We start from the raw sequence: 23134 nt of genomic DNA on the forward strand, positions 1-23134 counted from the left end.
GGCGGACGAGCACCGCCGAGAGCAGCGGCAGCGGGGCCCGCCCCGTTTCCCGGATCGGCGCAGCCACACGCATACCGGTGCCGGCACCGTCACCCCGGGCGCGGAGCCCGCAGCGCGGACCGAACGCGGACCGCCCCGGGCTCGTGCCGGGTGCCGCGGCGCCCCGGCTACTCCAGCAGCCGCGACAGGAACTCCTTGGTGCGCTCGTGTTCCGGATTCGCCAGCAGGTCGCGCGGCGGACCGGCTTCGACCACCACACCGGCGTCCATGAACACCAGCTGGTCGGCGACCTCGCGCGCGAAACCCATCTCGTGGGTGACGACCACCATGGTCATCCCGGAATCGGCGAGTTCGCGCATCACCGTGAGGACCTCGCCGACCAGCTCGGGATCCAGCGCGGAGGTGGGCTCGTCGAACAGCATGAGTTTCGGGTCCATGGCCAGGGCGCGGGCGATCGCGACCCGCTGCTGCTGCCCGCCGGACAACTGCGCCGGATAGGCATTCGCCTTGTCCGCCAGGCCCACTCGATCCAGCAGTTCCTTCGCCCGCGCCGCCGCCACCGATTTGCGGAGCTTGTTCACCTGCACCGGCGCCTCCATGACATTGCCGAGCGCCGTGCGATGCGGAAACAGGTTGAAATGCTGGAAAACCATCCCGATCTCGCGCCGCTGGCGGGCGGCCTCGCGCGGGTGCAGCTCATAGAGCCGGCCCGCTTTCTCCCGGTAACCCACCAGTTCCCCCGCCACGTACAACCGTCCCGCGCTGACCTGCTCGAGGTGGTTGATGCAGCGCAGAAAGGTCGATTTCCCCGAACCCGAGGGGCCGATCAGGCACAGCACCTCGCCCTGGCGGACCTCGAGCGATATCCCGTTGAGCACCCGCAGCGCGCCGAAATTCTTGTGCACGCTATCGGCGCGGACCATCGGCTCCGGACTCGTCGTGCTCATTTCGCCCGTGCCTCTCCCTGCGCGTCGGCCAGTTCCTGCAACTGTTTGGCGGTCAGCTGCCGGGAGATACCGCGCGAATAGTATTTCTCCAGGTAGTACTGGCCGACCATGAGAACACTGGTGATCGCCAGGTACCAGGTGGCGGTGACCAGCAGCAGCGGGATCGGCAGGAAGTTCACCCCGTAGATATCGCGGGCCCGGCCGAACAGATCGGTGCTGAGCGGGATGGCGGTGACCAGCGCGGTGGTTTTGAGCATGCTGATGAGCTCGTTGCCGGTGGGCGGGATGATCACCCGCATGGCCTGCGGCAGCACGGTCCGGCGCATGGTCTGCGACCAGGACATACCCAGCGCGATCGAGGCCTCGCGCTGCCCTTCGCCCACCGAGTTGATCCCGGCCCGCACGATCTCGGCCATATACGCCGCCTCGTTGAGCCCCAGCCCGATCACCGCGAACGCGAACGCCGCCTGCAGGCTCTGCACATCGACCTCGAGCAGGCGCGGCCCGAACGGCACCCCGAGCGCCACGTGCTGATACAGCGAAGGCACCAGCCCCCAGAACACCAGCTGCACGTATACCGGGGTGCCACGGAATACCCAGAGGTAGACCCAGGCGGTGGCGCGCAGCACCGGGTTCGGCGACAACCGCATCACCGCGAGCGTGGTACCGAGGGCCACGGCGATCACCATGGCGAGCACCGTCAGCTCCAGCGTGACGACCGCTCCGGCCGCGATGCGGGTATCGCGCAGATAATCCCAGTACACGTCCCAGCGGTAGGCGGGGTTGGTGGCGGCACCGTAGAGGAACAGCCCGACCAGGGCCAGGATCACGACCGCGGCGAGCCAGCGGCCCGGACGCCGCAGCGGCACCGCCTTGATGGGTTCGGGTTCGGATTGCTCGCCTACCGCGCCCGCACCGCCGGTCATGGCAGCTCCCTCCGATGGTGTTCCTGCGGCCGGCGGCGGCCGAAGCCTCGGCGGTGGTATCGCGTCATGAAAGCTCCATCGGGTCGTATTCCTACGGTCCGCGCAGGCCACAGCTGGCGACGGGGGTAATCCATCACGGCGTCAGCTCCCCGCGCCGTTGATCACGGAGGTGTCCAGCGCACCGTCCTGCACGCCCCAGTTCTCGGTGATCTGCCGGTACTTCCCGTTGTCCATCAGATGCTGCACCGCGTCGCGCAGCACCGGCGCGAGCGGTGATCCCTTCGCGACGGCCCAGCCGTAGGGGGCGGCATCGAAGACCCGACCGGCCGGTTCGATCTTGCCGTCGGTCTGCTTGATGGCATACGCGGTCACCGGGGAGTCCGCGGACATGGCGTCCACCTGCCCGAGTACGAGCGCGTTGGTGACCGCGCTCTGCTCGTCGAAGGCGTCGATGATGATCGGCTCCTTACCGGCCGCCACACACGCCTCGCTCTTGGCCGGGACCTCTTCGATATGTTCGATCGTCGTGGCCTGGACCGCGACCCGGAGCCCGCAGGCGTTCTCCGGGTCGATCTCGGCGCCGGTGCGCTGCGCCCACCGGACACCGGCGGTGAAATAGGTGACGAAATCGACCTGCTGCTCCCGTTCGGCGGTATCGGTGATCGAGGACATCCCGAGGTCGTAGGTGCCGGCCTGGACGGCGGGGATGATCTTCTCGAACGCCGATTCCGCGTAGCGGGCGCGGATTCCCAGCACCGCGGTCACCGCGTCCATCAGGTCGATATCGAAACCGACTATCGCCCCGTGCCGATCCTTGTATTCGTTCGGCTGGTACGGCACGTTCACGCCGACCACCACCTCCCCCGCCGCGGCGATCTCCGGTGGTAGCCGGGCGGCGAGTTCGGGCACCACCTGCACCGGAACCTTCTCCGGTATCGGCCCGGTGTCCTCGATATTGGTCACACACCCGGCCGTCAGCGCGATACCGGCGAGCACGCACAGCATCCGCCGGATCCGCGCCGCGGGTCGATCCGCCACCGTCACCACCTGCCGTCGAAATCGTGGCCCACAGTCCACACAGTCATCACTGGACGTTGTCAGCACAGTAGGCGAACGGGCGGGACAACACGGTCGTAGTAACCGAGATTTGACCCGGCGGGTACCGGCAACACCCGATCCGCCGGATATCCGGCGGATGAGCGGCTACCGTCTGCAGACCATGGTGCAGTCGGTGGAATTCCTGCTCGACGAGGTGGCCGAGCAGCGGATCCGGCGACAGTGGGAACTGCTCGCCGAAGCCGGTCTGCCCGGCCTGGGGCGTGGCGCCCGGGCCGGCGATACCGAAAGCCACCGGCCCCATATCACCGTGGCGGTGGCCCGCCAGATCTGGCCGCGGATCGAAACAGGCCTGGACGGTCTACCTTTCCGGCCGTTCCCGATCCGGCTCGGCGGGGTGCTGGTGTTCGGGGCGCGCCGGCCGATCCTGGTGCGCGCGGTGGTGCCGTCGGAACATCTACTGGCCTGGCACCGCCGCGTCCATCAGATCGTGGCACCGTGCCCGGATGTCCCGGCGAACCTGCACCCCGGCCAGTGGACCCCGCACATCACGCTGGCCCGGCGCGTCCTGCCGGCGCGGCTCGGTGAGGCGGTCACCGCGGTGGCCGCGGACAAGGATATGAGCGCGACCGTGGTGGGGTTGCGCCGCTGGGACGGTGACCGTCGCCGGGCGTGGCCGATCGCCGAACACGGCTGACGCAGGCACCCACCCGGCGGCGGGGCGGGCACGTAGGGTGGGGTCCGGTGGCGTACGACACCGCCGTGGAACAACCGCGGCCGGGGCCGGCGTTGCAGCCTGTATACCGACCACGAGAGGACGTCATGGCCACCCAGACTCTGACGCAGCAGAACTTCGATGAGGTAGTCACCAGCAACGACGTGGTACTCGTCGATTTCTGGGCTTCCTGGTGCGGACCGTGCCGCAGTTTCGCACCCACCTATGAGGCATCGTCGGACAAACATCCCGATGTCGTGCACGGCAAGGTCGATACCGAGGCCGAGCAGGGCCTGGCGGCGGCCGCCAATATCCAGTCCATCCCGACCATCATGGCCTTCCGCGAGGGCGTCCTGGTCTTCGCGCAGCCCGGCGCCCTGCCGCCGCCGGCGCTCGAGGATCTGGTGACCCAGGTCAAGGCGCTCGATATGGACGAGGTTCGTAAGCAACTCGCCGAGCAGCAAGCGGCCAACGGCGAAGTGGCCGAATAGAATCGACAAAAGACGGCGGGCTCTACACTTTCCGGGGATGGTGTAGAGCCCGCCGTCGCGTCTTGTCCGGCGCCGGGTTTCGCGCCCGGCGCCGGAGCAGGTCTAGCGCTGCGCGACCAGCCGGTTCACGCTGGCGATCATCGCGCGCACCGACGATTCCGCACCGTCGGCGGCCAGCGCGACGCCCCAGCCGCGGCGGCCGTCGAACTCACATTGCACGAAGGTAGCGGTGCCCACGGCGGTCCGGCGCTGATGGAAGCGGAGGATCTCCACGGGATAGCCGGCCTCGTAGAGCGCCGAGGTCATGGCGGCGATGGGACTGCCGGCGGCCACCACGGAACGGGACCACCCCGGGAATTCGAGGGTGGCGGTGAACGCGCCGCCGCGGGCACCGGTGGACGACCAGCCGGCGAGGCCGATCGGACCGGCGCATTCGCCGTAGCGTTCGTGGAATTGGGCCGCGGTCAGCTCGGCGCATTCGGCGCGCAGGCTGCGAGGAGCGGCGGTGGTCAGGGCGTCGTTTTCCAGAGTCAGTGTGGTCATGAGCACGTAGGTCTTCCCAGAGAAGGTCGGCAGGTTGGGGGACCAGCAAAATCGAGAAAAGGGGGCCCGCAGCGAGGGGGCCGGTCCGAATCAGACCCCGCTACGGCGGGTTACTACTACGGCAAGTACCCGACGTGCCGGCTCCGCGGTGCGCGCGAGCAGCACCGCACCCTCGCGGTCTGCGAGAATCGGCGCGGCGCATAGGCCATCGGCGGGAATTTGCACGGGTTCGAGGATAAAGACTCACCGGACGGTTGGCAACCATGACGCGCGGCCGTTCCTCGCTACCCAGCAGTAGTGTTTCCGCTGGTCATCGGCGCGTTACCCGGAATTTCCCGACGCGTGTGGTGACGAACCAGACTGCTTCGCGAACAGTTCAGTGCGCGGCGGCGTCCCAGCTGCGGCCGATACCGACCGAAACGCTCAGCGGCACGGACAGTTCGATCGCCGAGGACATCTTGTCGCGGACCAGGTCCCGCAGCCGGTCCTGTTCACCCGGGGCCACCTCGAACACGAGTTCGTCGTGGATCTGCAGCAGCATCCGGGACCGCAGACCCGATTCGGACAGCGCCCGGTGCGTATCGATCATCGCGACCTTGATGATGTCGGCGGCGGTGCCCTGGATGGGGGCGTTGAGCGCCATTCGCTCCGCGGACTCGCGGCGCTGCCGGTTGCTGTGATCCAGGTCCGGCAGGTAGCGGCGGCGGCCGAACAGTGTCTGGGTGTAGCCGACCTTGCGGGCCTGTTCGACGACGGCGTGCAGGTAGTCGCGGATACCGCCGAACCGGGCGAAGTAGATGTCCATCTGCTCCTTCGCCTCCTGCGTGCTGATCTTCAGCTGCGCGGACAGACCGTAGGAACTGAGACCGTAGGCCAGGCCGTAGGACATGGCCTTGATGCGGCGGCGCAGTTCCGGGGAGACCTCGGAGATGGGGATGTCGAAGGCCTTGGACGCGACGAAACTGTGCAGGTCCTCGCCGGAATTGAAGGCTTCGATCAGGCCCTCGTCGCCGGACAGATGCGCCATGATCCGCATCTCGATCTGGCTGTAGTCGGCGGTCATCAGCGATTCGTAGCCGGGGCCGACGACGAAGGTATCGCGGATCATCCGGCCGGTATCGGTACGGATGGGAATGTTCTGCAGATTGGGTTCGGTGGACGACAGCCGGCCGGTGGCGGCGATGGTCTGGTTGAAGGTGGTGTGGATCCGGCCGTCGTCGGCGACGGATTTCAGCAGCCCGTCGACGGTGACCTTGAGGCGGGTGGCGTCGCGGTGCGCGAGCAGATGCCGCAGGAATTCGTGCTCGGTTTTCTCGTACAGCGATTCCAGCGCGTCCGCGTCGGTGGTGTAGCCGGTTTTGGTGCGTTTCGTCTTGGGCATATCGAGTTTCTCGAACAGCACCACCTGCAGCTGTTTCGGCGAACCGAGGTTGATCTGCTCGCCGATCACCCCGTAGGCGGCGTTCGCGGCCTCGCTGACCTTATCGGCGAACCGCCGCTGCAATTCGCCGAGCTGATCGGTATCGACCGCGATACCGGCGTCCTCCAGTTCGGCGAGCACCCCGAGCAGCGGCAGTTCCATCTCGTCCAGCAGCGGCCGGGATTCGATCTTGCCGAGTTCGTCGTCCAGGGCGCCGGCCAGATCGGCGACGGCGCGGGCGCGCAGCATCTCGCCCTGCGCGAGTTCGGTATCGACCGCGTCCTCGGAGTCCAGCAGCGAAAGCTGCGGGGTGGCCTCGGTTTCGGTGCGCAATTCGCGATGCAGGTAGCGCAGCGACAGATCGTCGAGGTTGAAGCTGCGCTGCCCGGGCCGCACCAGATACGCCGCGAGCGCGGTATCGCTGCTGAGGCCGGCGAGGGTCCAGCCGCGACCGCGCAGGGCGTGCAGCGCGCTCTTGGCCTCGTGCAGCGCCTTGGCGGGGGCCGGATCGGCCAGCCACGCCGCGAGCGCGGCCTCGTCTTCGGCGGTGAGGGCGGTGACATCGATATACGCGGATTCCCCGTCCGCGGCGGCGATCGCCAGGGCGCGCACGTCACCGGCGGCCGGAACGCCGTTTCCTGCCAGCGAGAGTCCGTGCCTGGCACCGGCTTTCGCGTGCTCGGCGAGCCAATCCGCGACACTGCCCGGCTCCAGCGTCTGCCCGCTGATCTCGAAACCGGATTCGGCCTCGACGGTGGGCGGGGCCAGGGTTTCGAACAGCCGGTCGCGCAGGACCCGGAATTCCAGATCGTCGAACAGCTGATGGATCCGTTCCCGGTTCCAGGCGCCCTGGGCGAGCTGATCCGGGGTGTAGGGCAGCGGGACATCGCGGACCATCTCGGTGAGCTGCCGGTTGAGCACGACGCTGCTCAGGTTGGCGCGCAGGGCGTCACCGACCTTGCCGCGGACCTCGTCCACCTTGTCCACGAGGGTATTCAGATCGCCGTACTCGCGGATCCATTTGGCGGCGGTCTTCTCCCCCACGCCCGGGATACCGGGCAGGTTGTCGCTCGGATCGCCGCGCAGCGCCGCGTAGTCGGGGTACTGCGCCGGGCTCAGCCCGTACTTCTTGTCGACCTCCTCCGGGGTGAACCGGGTGAGGTCGGAGACACCCTTGCGCGGGTACAACACGGTGACGTTCTCGTTGACCAACTGGATCGCATCACGGTCACCGGTGACGATGAGCACCCGGTACCCCTGCGGGACCGCCTGGGTGGTGAGGGTGGCGATGATGTCGTCGGCCTCGTAACCCTCGATCGCCATCACCGGGATGCCCAGGGCACCCAGTACCTCTTTCGTGAGCTCGACCTGGCCGCGGAATTCGTCCGGGGTCTTCGCCCGATTCGCCTTGTACTCCGGGTACGCGTCCACCCGGAAGGTCTGCCGGGAGACGTCGAAGGCCGCGGCGACGTGTGTGGGCTTCTCGTCGCGCAGCAGGTTGATGAGCATGGCGGTGAACCCGTACACCGCATTGGTGGTCTGGCCGGTGACCGTTTGGAAGTTTTCCGCCGGCAGGGCGAAGAACGCACGATAGGCCAGTGAGTGCCCGTCCAGTAGCAGCAGCGTGGGCCGCGTTTCCGGGGACCCGGAGGAGGCGGCGGGGACGGAGGTGCTGGGCTGCGCGGTGGTCGGTGGGGTCACACCCGGAGAGTCTAGGGACTCCCACCGACACCGTGTCCACGGACTACGGCACGCCCTATCCCACGCCGAGGTAGGCCGCCTGTACCGCCGGATCGTCGAGCAGTTGCGGCCCGGGACCGGTCTTGACCACCTCACCGGTTTCCATGATGTAGCCGCGATGGCTGCGGGCCAGCGCCTGCTGGGCGTTCTGTTCCACCAGCAGCACCGTGGTACCGGTCCGGTTGATCTCGGAGATGATCCGGAAGATCTGCTGGATCACCATCGGCGCCAGCCCCATGGACGGTTCGTCGAGCAGCAGCAGCCGCGGCCGTGCCATGAGTGAGCGGCCGATCGCCAGCATCTGCTGTTCCCCGCCCGAGAGCGTGCCGCCGACCTGTTTGCGCCGCTCGCGTAGCCGCGGGAACAGGTCGAATACCTGCTCCAGCGCGGTGTTGTAGTCCGGTTTGCGCCGGTAGGGCCGCGCATAGCAGCCCATATCGAGGTTCTCCTGCACCGTCATACCGGGGAACACCCCGCGACCCTCCGGCGCCTGGATCAGCCCGGCGGCTACTCGGTCGTGGGCCTTCATCCGGGTGATATCGCGACCCTCGAACAGGATCCGGCCGCGGGTCAGCGGCAGCAGCCCGGACAGGGCGCGCATGGTGGTGGTCTTACCCGCACCGTTGGCGCCGAGCAGGGTGACCAGTTCACCCTCTGCCACCTCTAGCGAAATACCGTGCAGCGCTTGAATTCTGCCGTAGTTGACGACGATATCGTCGACCGCGAGCAGGGCGTCCGGCGCGGGCCCGGAACCGGATTCCGTCATCACTGTCCTTCCGGTGGATTGCGCGGATCCTGGAGTTCGTCGTCGGGCACACCGAGGTAGGCCGCGATCACCGCCGGATCCTGCCGGATATCGGCGGGCAGGCCGTCGGCGATCTTGCGTCCGAATTCGAGCACGACGATACGGTCGGTCACACCCATCACCAGGCGCATATCGTGCTCGATCAGCAGCACGGTGAAACCGTCGTCGCGGATCTTGCGGATGAGATCCATCAGCGCGGATTTCTCGCTGGGGTTGAAACCGGCGGCCGGTTCGTCCAGGCACAGCAGTTTCGGTTCGGTGGCCAGTGCCCGGGCGATCTCCAACCGGCGCTGATCGCCGTAGGACAGGTTGCGAGCCTTCTCCACCGCGCGCGGGGCGATGCCGACGAATTCCAGCAGCGCCATCCCGCGTTCGACAGCGTCGCGTTCTTCGCGACGATGCCGTGCGGTGCGCAGGATCGCGCCCGGTATCGAGGTCCGGTGCCGGGCGTCGGTGCCCACCACCACGTTCTCCAGGGCCGTCATCTCGCCGAACAGCCGGACGTTCTGGAAGGTCCGGGCGATACCCAGCCGGGTGATGGCATTGCGTTTGATCTTGCCCAGCGGTTTACCGTCGAAGTAGACCGTGCCCCCGCTCGGCCGGTAGACCCCGGTGATGGCGTTGAAACAGGTGGTTTTGCCCGCACCGTTGGGTCCGATGAGGCCAAGAATCTCGCCACGCCGAATCTCGAAACTCACCGCGTCCAGGGCCGTGAGCCCGCCGAATTTCACGGTGAGGTCTTCGGTGCGCAGTAGCGACTCCCCCATCGCGGTGCGGATATCCCGGTGCGGGGCAACGGTTTCGGCGACCACGGCGGCATCGCCGAGGGCCGGATCCACGGCGGTCACGTCGACCGGGCCGGCGGGTTGCTCCACCACGGGCAGTTTCTCGGTGGCGTATTCGGTGTTCATATCGCTGTTGTCGAACAGCGCGTCACCGGCGTGCGGCCCGGTCATCGGGTCACCTCCGCAGCCGCGGACGGCCGGACCGCCCGGGTGATACGCAGCCCGTAGGCCAGCAGTTTCTGCCGCACCGGGAACAACCCTTGCGGTCGCAGGATCATCATCACCACCAGCGCAATACCGAAATACAAGTACTTCAAATCACCCAGGGACTGGGCTCCGCCGGGATAGAACAGCAGGATGCTGCTCAGCAGCAGCACCGCGTAGATCGCCACCACGATCGTCCCGATCAGATACGCCCAGCGGATCCAGATCGCGCTCTGCCGGCGCGCCCACAGCCGCCAACCGGCGATCAGTGCCACGAGCACCACCGCCACCACTGCCAGCTGCACATATCCGGTGGCTTCGTCGGTCACCAGCTGCACCGACATCAGCCGGTTCGGCAGATACACCACCAGGAACGCCCCCACGATGACGCCGAGCTTGTTGCCCTGGCCGCCGATCACCACCGCGCACAGGAACAGCATGGAGTTGATGATGTTGAAGCCGGTCGGGTTGATGAACTGGACCTGGCCGGCGAACAGGGCACCGGACAACCCGCCGATCCCGGCGCCGATCATGAACGCCCACAATTTGAATTTGAACGTCGGCACGCCCATGATCTCGGCGGCGTCCTCATCCTCCCGGATCGCCACCCACGCCCGGCCGACCCGGCTGCGCTCCAGATTCCCGACCAGCAGCAGCACCGCGACCACGGCGAGAATGCCCACCCAGTACCACCAGGTACCCGAGTTGGCGCGGTCCAACAGGCTCCCACTGTCGGAACCGACATTCCCGGAGGAGAAGACCCCGCCGGGACTGGTCTCCGACTCCCCCACTCGCGGGTAGGCGATACCGGAGAGCCCCAGGCTGCCGTTGGTGAGCTCACCCAGATTGTCGGCGAGCAATCGCACGATCTCGCCGAAGCCGAGGGTCACGATCGCCAGATAGTCGCCCCGCAGGCGCAGCGTCGGCGAGCCCAGGATCAGCCCCGAGACCGCCGTCACCATGATCGCCAGCGGGACACAGGCCAGCCAGGCCCAGTCCGAGTCCAGCCATCCGCCGTCGGTCTGATTCCACGGGCTGTTCGGGCTGGTCAGGAGACCGACCGTATAGGCGCCGACGGCGTAGAAACCGACATAGCCGAGGTCGAGCAGACCGGCCTGCCCCACCACCACGTTCAGCCCGATGGCGATGAGCGCGTACATGGCGAACTGGGCCATGACGCCGCCGAAACTCGTACCGGGCGTATCCAGTAGCGGCGGCGGGAACAGCGGCAGCAACGCCAGCACGGCGATCACGGGGACCCCGACCGCCCACTGCCCGGGCCGGCTCAGCCCGTTCCACCAGCTCCGCAAGGTATCGCCGAGGCCCTGCCCCGGGGCGGCGGGCGGCTGTTGCGGCGGGGATTTCGTCGTGACACTCATACGCGGGCCTTCCCGAGACTTTCGCCGAGGATGCCGGTCGGCCGGAAGAACAGCACCGCCACCAGCACCACGAACGCCACCACATCGCGCCATTCGGTACCCAGCAGCATCTGCCCGTAGTTCTCGACCAGCCCGAGCAGCAGGCCACCCAGCAGCGCCCCGCGCAGGTTGCCGATTCCGCCGAGCACGGCGGCGGCGAACGCCTTGATACCGAGGACGAACCCGCCGGAGTAGATGATCCCGTTGGGGATCTTCAGCGCGTACAGCATGGCCGCGGCACCCGCGAGCAGACCGCCGATGAGGAAGGTCAGCATGATGACGCGTTCCCGCGAGACACCCATCAGCGTCGCGGTATCGGGATCCTGGGCCACCGCACGGATACCGCGCCCGAATTTGGTGCGGTTGATCAGCAATTCGGCCAGCCCCGCCAGCACGATCGCGGCCGCCACGATCACCAGTGTCACATTGGTGACCTCGGCGCCGCCGATACTGAACTGCACCGTGGGCGCCACCAGGATGATCGGCTGCTGGGCATTGGTTCCGCCCAGATCCGGCCACAGCTTCGGCAGCACGAAATGCACGAATTCCTGCAGTACGAAAGACATTCCGATGGCCGTGATCAGGAAGACCAGCGGTTTGGCGCCGCGCCGGCGCAGCGGCCGGTAGGCCACCCGTTCCAGCCCCACCGCGGTCGCGCCGGAGACCGCCATTCCGAACACCATGGCCAGCGCCAGATAGGTGACCGTCAGGATCACACCCTGGCTGTACACATCGCCGCTGGGTGAGAAACCCAGCAGCATCAACCCCACGTACTGGCCGAACATGCCGAGCATGAACACCTCGGAGTGGGCGAAGTTGATCAGCCGCAGCACGCCGTAGACCAGCGTGTAGCCGACGGCGACCAGGGCGTAGATCGCCCCGTAGGACAGACCGTCCACGGTCAGCCGCCAGAACTGGTCGATCACGCCTTCGTAGTTGAAATCGATCGAACTATCGGCCAGGTAATTGACCGGACCCGCTGCCGGCAGCACCGCACCGGCAGGCCAGATTGCTGTCATCGAACCCTCATCGTCCCGGGGCCGGACCCCTGCGGATACGCGAGCGGCACGCCCGCCGGGTTTCCCACGGCGTGCGTGCCGCTCGTGCGACCGCTATTTGACCTCGTACATCCAGATCAGCGCGTTGGACAACTCGCCGTCGGCGTCCCACTTGTATTGGCGGGCCAATCCGGGGCCGTCGTAGCCGCGGACGAATTCGAGCAGGTCGGGCCGGGTGACCTTACCGGAGTCGATGCCCTTGACCAGGATGGTCGCCAGGTCGTAGCCCTCGACCGAATACACGCCGGGCGCCTGCCCGTTGAGTTCCTGATACGCCGCCGCGAACTCGTCGGGGGCCGGGCCACACGGGCAGGACAGCTTCGCACCCTGGGCCGAACCGCCGGCCTGGGAGACGAACTGCGGATCGTTGGTGCCGTCGGCGGAGACGAACACCGCGTCCACGCCGCCCGATTTCAGCTGCTGCGCCAGCGGGGCGCCCTCGGCGTAGTAACCGGAATAGAAGATCGCGTCCGGGTTCGCGCCCGCGATCTTGGTGACGGTGGCGGAGAAGTCCTTGTCGCCCTTCTTGATCGAGGCCGCGCACGCCGGATCGGCCGCGGCGCCGAGTCCCTGGGTGATACTGGCGGCCAGGCCGACACCGTAATCGGTGTTGTCCTGTACCACGCACACCTTCTTGTACCCGGCGGTATCGGTGAGGTACTTGGCCACCGACGGACCCTGCACATCGTCGTTGGCCAGCCCGCGGAAGAAGGTCTTCCAGCCGTTCTGGGTGAGCGTGGCATTGGTCGCCGAGGCCGACACCGCCACCAGCCCGGCATCGCTGAGGATCTGCCCGGTGGCCTTGGTCTCCCCGGAGAACGCCGGGCCGACCAGGCCGATCACCGTGGGATCGTTGACGATCTGCGGAATCACCTGGCTGGCCTTCTGCGGATCACCCTCGGTATCGAAGGGCTTCACCTCGACCTTGCACCCCGGGTTGGCCTTGTTGTGCTGGTCGAGAGCCAGTTTCACGCCGTTGATGATATTGATGCCCAGCGCGGCATCCGGGCCGGTCAGCGCGCCGGCCATGGCGATCTTCAGACCCTGCGGGCAGGTCGCCGAACCGTCACCGGCCGGGTCCACGGCAGCCGCGGCGTCGGTGGCGGCAACTTCCTTACCCGCCGAGTCGATCTGCATCAACGGTTGAATGGACAACTCCCCGGCGCCACCCGGGGAATCGGAGGTACCCGCCGATTTATCGCTGCACCCGGTGAGCACGAGCGCCGCGACGGCACCGATCCCCACCAGACCGTGCGCCGTGCGGCGGTACCTCGACGGCCCGCTGCGCCACATCGAACCAAGCACGATGATCCCCTATGTTCCTCATCACACCCCGGGGTCCGGGGGAGCCGATCACGTCGGCTCGGGAGAAACATAACTCCGGTATGTTGATCGCGCGTGACATTCGGATCATCGCGATGATCTCGTCGCGAATTCTTGCCCGAGTTTTGTTTCGGGCCGGTAAAACGATCTTATCCGCGGATATTGCGCCGCCGGCGAACGGACCGTTTCACTGCGGCGCGAGATTCTCCAGCACAACCTCCGCGACCGCTTTCATCGTGGTACGGCGGTCCATCGCGGTGCGCTGGATCCATTTGAACGCCTGCGGCTCGCTCAGCCCCTGCGTCTGCATGAGCACACCTTTGGCCCGCTCCACCAGCTTGCGGGTCTCCAGCCGCTCCGCGAGGTTGGCGACCTCGCTCTCCAGCGCGGTGATCTCGTGGAACCGGCTCGCCGCCAGCTCGATCGCGGGCACCAGATCCGATTTGGTGAACGGCTTCACCAAATAGGCCATCGCCCCGGCGTCCCGCGCCCGCTCCACCAGGTCCCGCTGACTGAACGCGGTCAGGATCACCACGGGCGCAACGCGTTTCGACGCGATCTCGGCGGCCGCGTCGATCCCGTCGCGGCGCGGCATCTTCACATCCATGATCACCAGATCGGGCCGGTGCTCCACCGCCAGATCGACGGCCTGCTGCCCGTCCCCGGCCTCCCCGACGACGCGGTAGCCCTCCTCGGTCAGCATCTCCACCAGATCCATCCGGATCAACGCCTCGTCCTCGGCGACGACCACGCGTTTCGCCCCGGCGTCCGCACTAGTGCTCATACACGACCCCTCTGGTTCCGATGCCTCATCCCGATACGGCAGACGACGGACCCAGCCGATCCTCGGCCGTCGATCCGCCGCCACGCGATCGGTGCTCTAGAGACTACCGTTCACCTCCGAAGGCCGATGCATATACCCTGCGTAACGCCCCTCCCCCACCACACCCGACCCGGAATTCGGCGATCCGGCCGCGGCGGGCTATCATTTGCACCCGGTGCGCCGAGTTGGCGGAACTGGCAGACGCGACGGTCTCAAAAACCGTTGTCCGGAAGGACGTGTGGGTTCGAGTCCCACACTCGGCACCAAGGTCGGACGGTGTTTCCGATTCCCGGCCATCTCCCGCAAAGTCCGCGGCAGTCCGCGCGCCGGTGTGCCGACCGCGCTCTACGCCCACACCCACCGAGCCGAGATTCCCGAATCCTCGCTAACCGAGAAGTGTGGGTGCGACGAGTGCCGTACCCGGCCCACCTCTCGCAGTCGCGTGCGAATCTGCCGGCACTTCACCCGGTCGATCGGCTGTGCTCGCGACGCATGACCTGCCCCGACCTCGAACTTGCCTGCCTCTTCCCGGCCGTCGACCGGCTTCCTGCTGCCCTCGCAGGCTCGAACCCTCGCCGTGGACGCGGGAGTCGATGCAGGCCACGGGGTGTTCGGTGAGAACTGGGCAGAACTGCACGCGAACAGTCCCCATCAGGCCCGGGCCGGTCGTGCAACAGATGCTTGATTCATTGCATCATTTGCGAGTATGTTGCATTCATGAGTGTTCCCCGTCACAGTGGGTCCGGGTCCGATCTGGCGATCGATTCCGCACGGCGCAACTTCCTGGCGGGCAACCGATTGGACATGCAGAAGCTTGCCGCCGAACTGGGCGTCGACCGGTCGACCCTGTTCCGCTGGGTCGGTAAACGCGACGAACTGCTCGCGACCGTCTTGTGGTCGCTGGCCGAACCGACCTATCGCAATGCAATAGCGGCGACAACACGCACCGGCGCCGCCCGGATCGCCGACGCGACCGGCACGTTCGCTCAGGCGCTCATCGACGCCCCGTACTTCCGCACGTTCCTTCGCCGCGAGCCCGAACGCGCGTTGCGCCTGCTCACAACCCAGGCCAGCCCGGTTCAACGCGAAACGGTCGGTGCCACAGAGCGTCTCGTGCAGCAAGAAATCGACCGGGGGAATCTGATCCATCCCATGTCGGCGCACGATCTCGCGTACCTCATCACACGTATCTGCGAATCGTTCGTCTACGCGGACATCGTCACCGGAGAAACCCCCGACGCAGCAAAGGCGGCCATCGCGGTCGCGGCGCTGCTCGGCGATGCCACCTATGTACCGAAAGGGATTTCCTCATGACCGTTTACGGGCACTGTCGCCCCGAATTCGACGAGCTACGAACCGAGTTCGAGAGCAACATAGTCTCCGGTGAGGAGCTGGGGGCGTCGATTGTCGTCGACATCGACGGCGAACTCGCGGTCGATCTCTGGGGCGGATTCTGCGACAGCGAGCGATCTCGGCCATGGGAGATCGACACCATCACAAACGTCTGGTCCTCGACGAAGACGGTCACGAGCCTGGCCGTGCTGATGCTGGTCGACCGTGGCCTGCTCGATGTGCGCGAACCGGTCGCGGAGTACTGGCCCGCGTTCGCAGCCAACGGAAAGGAGCGCATCGAGCTCCGCCATCTTCTTTCACATACCTCCGGTGTCGCCGGATGGGAGCCACCGTTCGGTATGGACGAGCTCTACGACTGGGAACTGGCGAGCTCCCGGCTGGCCGGCCAAGCTCCGTGGTGGGAACCGGGAACCGCGTCCGGATACCATGCGCAGAACTTCGGCCAGTTGCTCGGCGAGGTTGTTCGCAGGGTTTCCGGGAAGACCCTCGCCGAGTTCGTCGCCGATGAGATCGCGGACCCGCTGGACGCCGACTTCCAGATCGGTGCTCGAGAATCGGATTGGCGGCGTATTGCCGAGGTCGTTCCGCCACCTCCGCTTCCGTTCGATCTGACCGTGCTCCCCAAAAACAACCGGACACGCCTTGCGCTGGGCACCCCGCAACTCGATGCGGCCGCCGCAAACACCTCGTCGTGGCGGCGCGCCGATCTCGGTGCCTACAACGGACACGGGAACGCCCGATCGCTTGCTCGCATCATGTCGGTCATTCCCCGGGGCGGGACAGTCGACGACGTCACATTGTTGACGCCGGGCACGATCGACTCGATTTTCGAGGAGCAGTCCAACGGGAACGATCTCGTGCTGGGACTCCCCCTGCGCTTCGGCATCGGCTATGGACTTCCGCACCCTGTCAGCTTCCCGTATATCCCGGACGAACGAATCTGTTTCTGGGGCGGCTGGGGCGGGTCAATGGTCGTCATGGACCTCGACCGCCGCATGACGGTCACGTATGCAATGAACAAGATGGGCCCGGGCATCATCGGTTCGCCACGGAGCGAAGCGTATCTCCGCGCGGTGTATCGCCTGGTGAAGGCCTAGTCACTCGTTCCACGCCGAGCGTGGTCTACCCCACCGTCACCAACCTTCATCAGCAAGGACGTGTGGATTCGGCATCGCCGACGCGGGCGTCGGCACCGTCATCGACGAACATGCCCTCGACAAGCACCGGGACCGCGGTGGTGGCGTCCATTTCCGTGGCAACCGCGACATCATCGCCGAAGCCCATGCCGGCGAGCTCACGCGCTGATGTGCACTCGGAGATCAGTCCCGGCACGTCGATGATCCCCTCGTACAGTGTCCCGGCCGCCGAGGCTTCCGCGGAGAGCGGCCCCGCTCCTGTCGCGGCGAGACCGGAGACGACCGCCCCGGCGCCGATCCAGTCTTCGATGGCCGGCCGCACAGTGTCCTGGCCGGGCCACTTTTCACCGGCGGGAACGATCGCGATCGGCCGGTCGGCGGTACCCCAGCCCTGCCGAGTCATCCACGCGGCCACAGCGGTGGCGTTGCGCAGGCACGCGGCGACCACCGGCACCCCGGAGACAGCAGCCGCGATGGCCGACCCATTCGGTGACGGCAAGACCAACCGGGGCGGTGCGGGCGCGTTCCTCAGCGCGGCAGGCGACAGCGACCAGGGTCGCTGCGGGGATATCGCACGCCGTCCGACCGCCAGAGCAGCGTCGTGTCGTACCGCGAACTCCTCCGCACTGTCATCCCGCCACGGGTAGGGAAGCACCGCGGTTCCGGCGTCGACGGCCACCGATACCGCGGTGGTGAACGACAGCACATCGACGACCACCAGCGCCGCGCTGTGCGGGCCCAGCGCGCGGGCGCCCGCCTGACCCCACTCGACCCGTATTCCCGCGCCCGACTGCACAGCCCAATCCACGGTCCTCACCATATGGCTGAAAAGCCGTAGGGCCTGCCGAGTACTGGAAACTATGTGCGTGAGGTCCTCGATCGTCCTGGTCCGCCACGCCCGATCCGTGCCACCCACACCGGCCGGACCCGGCGACTACCGGCGTCCGTTGACCGAACTGGGTATGACGCAGGCAACCGGACTCGCCGATTGCCTCGCCGGCCTCGGGCCCAGCGCGATCGTGTCGAGCCCCTACCTGCGCGCCAGGCAGACACTCGAACCGGTTGCCGGGCTGCTCGGCTTACCGATCCAAACCGACGAGCGGCTACGAGAGTGGGATTCAGGAATCGAACCGGCTCCCGACTACGAGCGCCACTACGCGGAGAGCTGGGCTCGGCCACAGTGGGCTCGTCCCGGCGCGGAGAGCCTGAACGAACTCACCGAGCGGGCGGTCGGCACCCTGACCGCCCTCGCCGACTCTGCTGGTCGAGCTCTCGTCGGTAGCCACGGCACATTCATATCTCGCGCGCTGCTCGGCCTCGGCTGCTCCGGGATCAACTGGGATTTCCATCGCGCGATGCCGATGCCTGCGGTCTACCGGCTCGACTTCGATGTTCACGGCGTCCACGCTGCCGGGCCCGGCCTTTGAATATCTCTACCGCGGCGGCCTGCACGAACGGAAATCGTCCCGTCGGGACATTCGTAGATAAAGGCCCGGCGCAATTTGCCGAACGACTGAATCCTCGTGCCACACATGCCGGTACCCCGGCTGGTAGGTCAGCGCGACATCCGAGCTATTCCAGTGCTGCGGCAAAGGCCGCGAGTGCTTGCTCGTCGAACAGCACAAACCGCACGTACTCGACGGCCGTTTCGGCGGCACGCACCGTCTCGACGGCGATTCGGGCACCGTCGTCCATCGGCCAGCCGAAGATGCCAGTGGAGATTGCCGGGAAGGCCACGGTCTCGGCGCCCAGTTCGGCTGCCACGCGCAGGGATTCGCTGTAGCAGGAGGCGAGCAACGCCGAGCGGTCCTCGGTGGCCGACCATACCGGGCCCACGGTGTGGATCACCCAGCGCGCGGGCAGTCGGCCCGCAGTAGTCGCCACCGCCTGCCCGGTCGGCAACCCCTTGCCGAGGTGCGCGGCACGCAGATCCCGGCACTCCGACAAGATCTCGGGCCCGCCCTTGCGGTGAATGGCGCCGTCGACGCCACCGCCACCGAGCAACGAGGAATTCGCGGCGTTGACCACCGCGTCGACCTGCTGTTCGGTGATGTCCCCGCGCACTGCCTCCATTCGCGTCATCGGCCCATTGTGCTGGTACGACCGATCGCGACGCCATCGGATATGCGACGTACCTATCCCCGACCCAGAAACTGTAAGTCCTGGAGGTACATCGCTGATCGTCGGTAGATCGGCTTATAGCGGAGGCCAATCGAGAGCCTGCACCGCCTTCCCACTCAGTGGTGGTTGAGAATCAGCCCACCTGTTGTCGCTGTCCATGCAGTTCATTGGCACGGACTGCCGGCTGCTGGAAATCTGTCCAAAAGTTCGGCGCGTCTCGCTTGGAGCGGTACTTGTACGTGCGCATACGTCAAAGAACTCCGTCACAGCGCGACGTTCGTCAGGTCCTCACTCGGAAAGGGGCGAGAATGACGTCGTCGACGAACCGGAGAAATTCCCGATCGACCACCGCCGGGTCCGGGGCGGTGAAGTACCGCATCAGGTATCCCTGGAGCGCGGTGAGTCCGACAACCGCGCGGGTGGCGGCGATATCGGCGGGCATGCCGATGGCCACGAGCCGTGTTTCGAAGTTGCCGATCAGCCGGCTCAGCGTTTGTGCGGTGTAGTCGGCGTAGGGACTGTCCTGCGCGCAGGCGGCCCCGAAGACCTGTTCCAGGATCCTTACGCTGACGTGTTTTTCCCCGCGGGTTATCGAATCCCAGTCGGCCAGGATGTAGGCGCGCAGGTCGGCAACCGATGTGGAGACTCCGGGGTCCGGGGCGGCGCGGCGCTGTTCGTGGTCGATGACTTCGAGGATCAGTTTCTCCTTGGAGCCGAAGTAGTAGATCAGCATCCTGGCGCTGGTGTCCATTTGCGCAGCCAGTGAGCGCAGGGACGTGTCGACGACGCCGCTGCGGGACAGTATCTCGCAGGCCTGCTCGAGCATCGTCTCGCGTTTTGTCGGATCCGTTCGCCGTGACACCGCTTGACTGTAACAAGTGTTTCAATTAGACCTGTCCGGGTGAGCAGACACGATTGCGGCTCGCAATGCTGCGGGAAGAGCGCTGTGGGGTTCCGGCGGGAAATCACCGGCCTCCGATCATGACTCTGACTCGCGCCGAAGAGCGTGTCCCCGTTTCCGCGCCGGCAGCTCCGGTCACCGAGCCGTATCGATTGTGGCGTCGGATCGCGGTCCTGGCCGGTCTTCTCGGTGCAGTACTGGCCGTGCTGGTGCCGTTTCTGCCGGTGAGTCAGGACCAAGCATCGTTGTCGTGGCCGCAAGCCGGCCGGTCGAACAGTGTCACAGCGCCGCTGGTGTCCTACTCGCCGACCAGTGTGACCATCGACCTGCCGTGTGCCGCCGCCTCGAACCTCGGCGAGAGTGGCGGAAATCTACTGTCGACGGTCCCGCCGCAGTCCGGGCAAGCATGGCATTACGGCCTGAACGCTGTGGTCACACCGGCCCAGGACGGCGGGCGAATACAGATCGTGCTGCGCGACCGCACGCTGCTCGACAGTCCGGTCGCCGAGCTGCCTGCGGACTGTCGGGCGGTAGTCACCTCCGACAGCACCCGCACCAGCGTGGACACCGGCGTCGGCGAACCGGTGATCGTGCACGGCGATCACCGCCCGCAGATGGTTGGATTCTTCACCGATCTCGCCGATCCGGGAACGGTCGGTGTTCGCGCCGAGGCGGTGATCGATTCCCGATTTACGACCTCGCCGACTGCCCTGAAGCAGGGCGTGCTCGTCGCCGCCCTGCTCACCACCGCACTCGCATTATGGGCCTTGCACCGGCTCGACAACTCCGACAGCCGCCGAAACCGGCGCGTGCTGCCGCGCCGCTGGTGGCGGCCGCGACCGATCGACGGCGTGATCCTGGGGATCCTGCTGCTCTGGTACTTCATCGGCGCCGGCACCGCTGACGACGGCTATATCCTCGGCATGGCCCGGACCGCCGAGCACGCGGGGTATCTGGCGAACTACTTCGCCTATTTCGGAGTTCCCGAAACACCGATCGGCATCCCCTACGACTACCTGTTCGGATGGCTGGCCCAGATCTCGACCGCGAGCATCGTGGTCCGGCTACCGGAACTGATCATCGCGATCGTCTGCTGGCTGCTCATCAGCCGTGAGGTCGTGCCACGCCTCGGTATCGCGGCACGGACCGAGCGGGCTGCGATATGGGCAGGCGGCCTGCTGTTCCTGGCGTTCTGGTTGCCGTACAACAACGGGCTGCGCCCCGAGCCCGCGGTGGCCGTCGGGGTATTGCTGACCTGGGTGTCGATGGAGCGCGCGCTGGCGACTCGACGGTTGACACCGGCTGCGCTGGCTTTGATACCGGCGGCGCTGGCTGTGGTCACCAATCCTTGTGGACTGATCTGTTTCGCGGCTCTGCTCGCGGGGGCGCGGCCGCTGGCACGAATCATTTTTCACCGTGCACGTGTTTTCGGCTATGCGGCCTTGATCGCGCCGGCGCTGGCGACCGGCTTGGCTGTACTGACCATCGTTTTCGCCGGACAGCCGATCGCGTCCGTCGGCGCGATGCTCGACGCCCACCAGGTGGTCGGCCCGAATATGCCCTGGTACGACGAATACCTTGTCTACCAAAATCTTTTCCAGGCGATGCCCGACGGCTCGCTGGCGCGCCGATTCGCCATGTTGACAATGTTCTTGGCTCTGGCTGTGTCGGTACTGGCGTTGCTCCGATACGGCGGCCGCATTCCGGGGCTGGCGGCGGGGCCGACCCGGCGGATCGTGGGCACAACGATCGCCGCGATTCCGCTGATGATGTTCTCTCCGACGAAATTCACCCACCACCTCGGTGTCTTCGCCGGACTGGCGGGCGCGGTAGCGGTGGTTGCCGCGGTCGCGGCCGGCCCGCGTGTGCTGCGATCGAGGCGGAACCGGACGCTGTTCGCCGCGGCGGTACTCGCAGTACTGGCGCTATCGTTCGCCAGCTCGAACAGCTGGTGGTATGTGGGCAGCTACGGAATCCCGTGGTGGGACAAACCGATCTCGGTCGCCGGTGTTCCGGTCGGCACAGTTCTGCTCGGATTGTCTTTGCTCACCGTCGTAGCCGCAGGTTGGTTCCATGTCCGTGAACCGTTCCGGCGCGCGGAGAGACCGGCCCGCAGACGAATACCGGCGCTCACGCTCGCGATAGCTCTTGTGGTGACATTCCAGGTGGCTTCCTTCGCCAAAGCGGCCGCCGACCAGTACCCGGCGTACTCGATCGCGAAAGCGAACTTGTCCACACTCGCCGGCAATCCTTGCGCGTTGGCGAACGACGTACTGGTGGAACCGGACCCCAACCACGGAGTCCTGAGAGCTCTTTCCGGTGATCCCGCCACCGCACTCGGCGCCGGAACCACCGATGGGTTCACCCCCAACGGAATCAATTTCGACGATCTCGTTCCCGACGCGTCGGAGACAGCTGCCGCGTCGGTCGGTCAATCGCTGGGCAGTACCGGCACGACAACCGATAAGGATCCGGCCGCCGGTATCGGGCCCGGTGGCGTCGCCCGGACAGGTATCAACGGCAGCACCGTCCCGCTACCGTTCGGACTGGACCCCGCGACGACCCCGATGCTCGGCAGCTATGGGAGCCCCGAACCGAGTAAGAAACTGATCTCCGGGTGGTACGACCTACCCGATCCGGCGGCCGACGGCAGGCGCGGTGAGATCATCGCAATCGCCGCGGCGGGCCGGGTCGCCTCGACCGACCTCGATGGCCTTCCGGTGGCCGGACAAAACCTTTTCGTCGAATACGGAGTCGCAAGGGATAGCGGTGTGCAACCGCTGGGACAGGTTGTGCCCGACGATGTGAGCGTGCTCCAGCCGTCCTGGCGAAACCTCCGGATCCCGCTGGAGCAATTACCGGCCCAGGCCGATGCCGTTCGCATCGTCGCGTCGGTCGACAGTGCGGACCCCACCCAGTGGATCGCCGTCACGCCACCGCGCGTACCGCGACTACAGTCACTCGACTCGCTCGTGGGACACACCCGTCCGGTACTGATGGATTGGCTCGTAGGCCTGCAGTTCCCGTGTCAGCAACCTATGCGACACCGATACGGCGTCGCCGAAACACCCGAGTACCGCATCACCCCGGAATTCTCGGCCACCATCATGACCACGAACTGGCAGAGCCATACCTCAGGCGGCCCTCTCGGATACACCGAACTACTGACCCGCTCCGAAGTCATACCCTCCTACCTGCGCGACGACTGGAAACGCAACTGGGGTGAAATTCACCGACTCGTTCCCTACGATCCGACAGCCACCCCGGCACTGCCGGTCACAACCACTGTGCGCCGATCCGCGCTCTGGAATCCTGGGCCACTGAACTTCGCGATCCGATAGGAGCGCGCACCCACCCCAGAAGGCCATG

At 66.5% G+C, this 23134-nt stretch carries 20 protein-coding genes and 1 tRNA gene; 7 read left to right on the forward strand and 14 right to left on the reverse strand.

Translation table 11 applies throughout. From position 1 onward, the window contains the following. Positions 1-167 precede the first annotated feature (167 nt). The 3 genes from ACQEVO_RS19795 to ACQEVO_RS19805 all read right to left on the reverse strand — a co-directional run bounded on the left by ACQEVO_RS19795 (position 168) and on the right by ACQEVO_RS19805 (position 2878). Positions 168-923, reverse strand: a complete 756-nt coding sequence (locus ACQEVO_RS19795) for an amino acid ABC transporter ATP-binding protein (RefSeq protein WP_432922841.1) — start codon at positions 921-923, stop codon at positions 168-170. Between the two features lie 20 nt (positions 924-943). Then, on the reverse strand, positions 944-1873 hold the full coding sequence (locus ACQEVO_RS19800; RefSeq protein ID WP_432915333.1) for an amino acid ABC transporter permease: 930 nt from the start codon (positions 1871-1873) through the stop codon (positions 944-946). A 141-nt stretch (positions 1874-2014) separates the two neighbouring features. Further along, positions 2015-2878, reverse strand: a complete 864-nt coding sequence (locus ACQEVO_RS19805) for an ABC transporter substrate-binding protein (protein ID WP_432922844.1) — start codon at positions 2876-2878, stop codon at positions 2015-2017. 190 nt (positions 2879-3068) lie between these two features. Here ACQEVO_RS19805 and ACQEVO_RS19810 point away from each other — a divergent pair, with 190 nt between their 5' ends. Both ACQEVO_RS19810 and trxA read left to right on the forward strand, forming a co-directional pair. Continuing rightward, on the forward strand, positions 3069-3626 hold the full coding sequence (locus ACQEVO_RS19810) for a 2'-5' RNA ligase family protein (RefSeq protein ID WP_432915335.1): 558 nt from the start codon (positions 3069-3071) through the stop codon (positions 3624-3626). Positions 3627-3751: 125 nt separating this feature from the next. Then, positions 3752-4135, forward strand: coding sequence for a thioredoxin (trxA, locus tag ACQEVO_RS19815; protein WP_432915337.1), 384 nt, complete (start codon positions 3752-3754; stop codon positions 4133-4135). 102 nt (positions 4136-4237) lie between these two features. Here trxA and ACQEVO_RS19820 read toward each other — a convergent pair whose 3' ends face one another. The 8 genes from ACQEVO_RS19820 to ACQEVO_RS19855 all read right to left on the reverse strand — a co-directional run bounded on the left by ACQEVO_RS19820 (position 4238) and on the right by ACQEVO_RS19855 (position 14215). Then, on the reverse strand, positions 4238-4678 hold the full coding sequence (locus ACQEVO_RS19820) for a 2-keto-3-deoxygluconate kinase (protein ID WP_432915339.1): 441 nt from the start codon (positions 4676-4678) through the stop codon (positions 4238-4240). 376 nt (positions 4679-5054) lie between these two features. Next, positions 5055-7799, reverse strand: a complete 2745-nt coding sequence (gene polA / locus ACQEVO_RS19825) for a DNA polymerase I (protein ID WP_432915341.1) — start codon at positions 7797-7799, stop codon at positions 5055-5057. A gap of 55 nt (positions 7800-7854) precedes the next feature. Beyond that, positions 7855-8604: an ABC transporter ATP-binding protein gene (locus ACQEVO_RS19830; RefSeq protein ID WP_432915342.1), complete on the reverse strand. Its 750-nt coding sequence runs from the start codon at positions 8602-8604 to the stop codon at positions 7855-7857. After that, the gene (locus tag ACQEVO_RS19835; protein WP_432915344.1) at positions 8604-9599 is read right to left on the reverse strand and encodes an ABC transporter ATP-binding protein; all 996 of its coding nucleotides are present in this window, start codon (positions 9597-9599) and stop codon (positions 8604-8606) included. Before ACQEVO_RS19835 ends, ACQEVO_RS19830 begins: the two co-directional genes overlap by 1 nt. Beyond that, a complete protein-coding gene (locus ACQEVO_RS19840; RefSeq protein WP_432915346.1) occupies positions 9596-11011 on the reverse strand; it encodes a branched-chain amino acid ABC transporter permease in 1416 nt (471 codons plus the stop codon). Before ACQEVO_RS19840 ends, ACQEVO_RS19835 begins: the two co-directional genes overlap by 4 nt. Beyond that, on the reverse strand, positions 11008-12069 hold the full coding sequence (locus ACQEVO_RS19845) for a branched-chain amino acid ABC transporter permease (RefSeq protein WP_432915348.1): 1062 nt from the start codon (positions 12067-12069) through the stop codon (positions 11008-11010). Before ACQEVO_RS19845 ends, ACQEVO_RS19840 begins: the two co-directional genes overlap by 4 nt. Positions 12070-12162: 93 nt before the next feature. Next, on the reverse strand, positions 12163-13401 hold the full coding sequence (locus ACQEVO_RS19850) for a branched-chain amino acid ABC transporter substrate-binding protein (RefSeq protein WP_432922847.1): 1239 nt from the start codon (positions 13399-13401) through the stop codon (positions 12163-12165). A 217-nt stretch (positions 13402-13618) separates the two neighbouring features. After that, a complete protein-coding gene (locus tag ACQEVO_RS19855; RefSeq protein ID WP_280397370.1) occupies positions 13619-14215 on the reverse strand; it encodes an ANTAR domain-containing response regulator in 597 nt (198 codons plus the stop codon). Positions 14216-14433: 218 nt separating this feature from the next. Here ACQEVO_RS19855 and ACQEVO_RS19860 point away from each other — a divergent pair. From ACQEVO_RS19860 to ACQEVO_RS19870, 3 genes are all read left to right on the forward strand, one after another. Next, positions 14434-14520 (forward strand) — tRNA-Leu (locus tag ACQEVO_RS19860). A 451-nt stretch (positions 14521-14971) separates the two neighbouring features. Beyond that, positions 14972-15568, forward strand: a complete 597-nt coding sequence (locus tag ACQEVO_RS19865; protein ID WP_432915351.1) for a QsdR family transcriptional regulator — start codon at positions 14972-14974, stop codon at positions 15566-15568. After that, the gene (locus ACQEVO_RS19870) at positions 15565-16704 is read left to right on the forward strand and encodes a serine hydrolase domain-containing protein (RefSeq protein WP_432915353.1); all 1140 of its coding nucleotides are present in this window, start codon (positions 15565-15567) and stop codon (positions 16702-16704) included. The genes ACQEVO_RS19865 and ACQEVO_RS19870 overlap by 4 nt, the downstream gene beginning before the upstream one ends. Before the next feature lie 49 nt (positions 16705-16753). Here ACQEVO_RS19870 and ACQEVO_RS19875 read toward each other — a convergent pair whose 3' ends face one another. Then, entirely contained in the window at positions 16754-17551 is a 798-nt protein-coding gene (locus tag ACQEVO_RS19875) for a 2-phosphosulfolactate phosphatase (protein ID WP_432915355.1), read from the reverse strand. A gap of 58 nt (positions 17552-17609) precedes the next feature. Between ACQEVO_RS19875 and ACQEVO_RS19880 the strand changes: the two genes are divergently transcribed. Continuing rightward, on the forward strand, positions 17610-18170 hold the full coding sequence (locus ACQEVO_RS19880) for a histidine phosphatase family protein (protein ID WP_432915357.1): 561 nt from the start codon (positions 17610-17612) through the stop codon (positions 18168-18170). 145 nt (positions 18171-18315) lie between these two features. Here the strand turns inward: ACQEVO_RS19880 and ACQEVO_RS19885 are convergent, their stop codons facing one another. Beyond that, positions 18316-18825, reverse strand: a complete 510-nt coding sequence (locus tag ACQEVO_RS19885; protein WP_432915359.1) for an O-acetyl-ADP-ribose deacetylase — start codon at positions 18823-18825, stop codon at positions 18316-18318. A 319-nt stretch (positions 18826-19144) separates the two neighbouring features. Then, on the reverse strand, positions 19145-19726 hold the full coding sequence (locus ACQEVO_RS19890) for a TetR/AcrR family transcriptional regulator (RefSeq protein ID WP_432915361.1): 582 nt from the start codon (positions 19724-19726) through the stop codon (positions 19145-19147). A gap of 119 nt (positions 19727-19845) precedes the next feature. On the opposite strand from ACQEVO_RS19890, the gene ACQEVO_RS19895 reads away from it, so the two are divergent. After that, positions 19846-23106 (forward strand): arabinosyltransferase domain-containing protein, encoded by a 3261-nt coding sequence (locus ACQEVO_RS19895; RefSeq protein ID WP_432915363.1) that lies wholly within the window; start codon positions 19846-19848, stop codon positions 23104-23106. The last annotated feature ends 28 nt before the right edge of the window (positions 23107-23134 follow it).

This window comes from Nocardia sp. CA-290969 (genome assembly GCF_050936135.1).
GTDB lineage: Bacteria > Actinomycetota > Actinomycetes > Mycobacteriales > Mycobacteriaceae > Nocardia.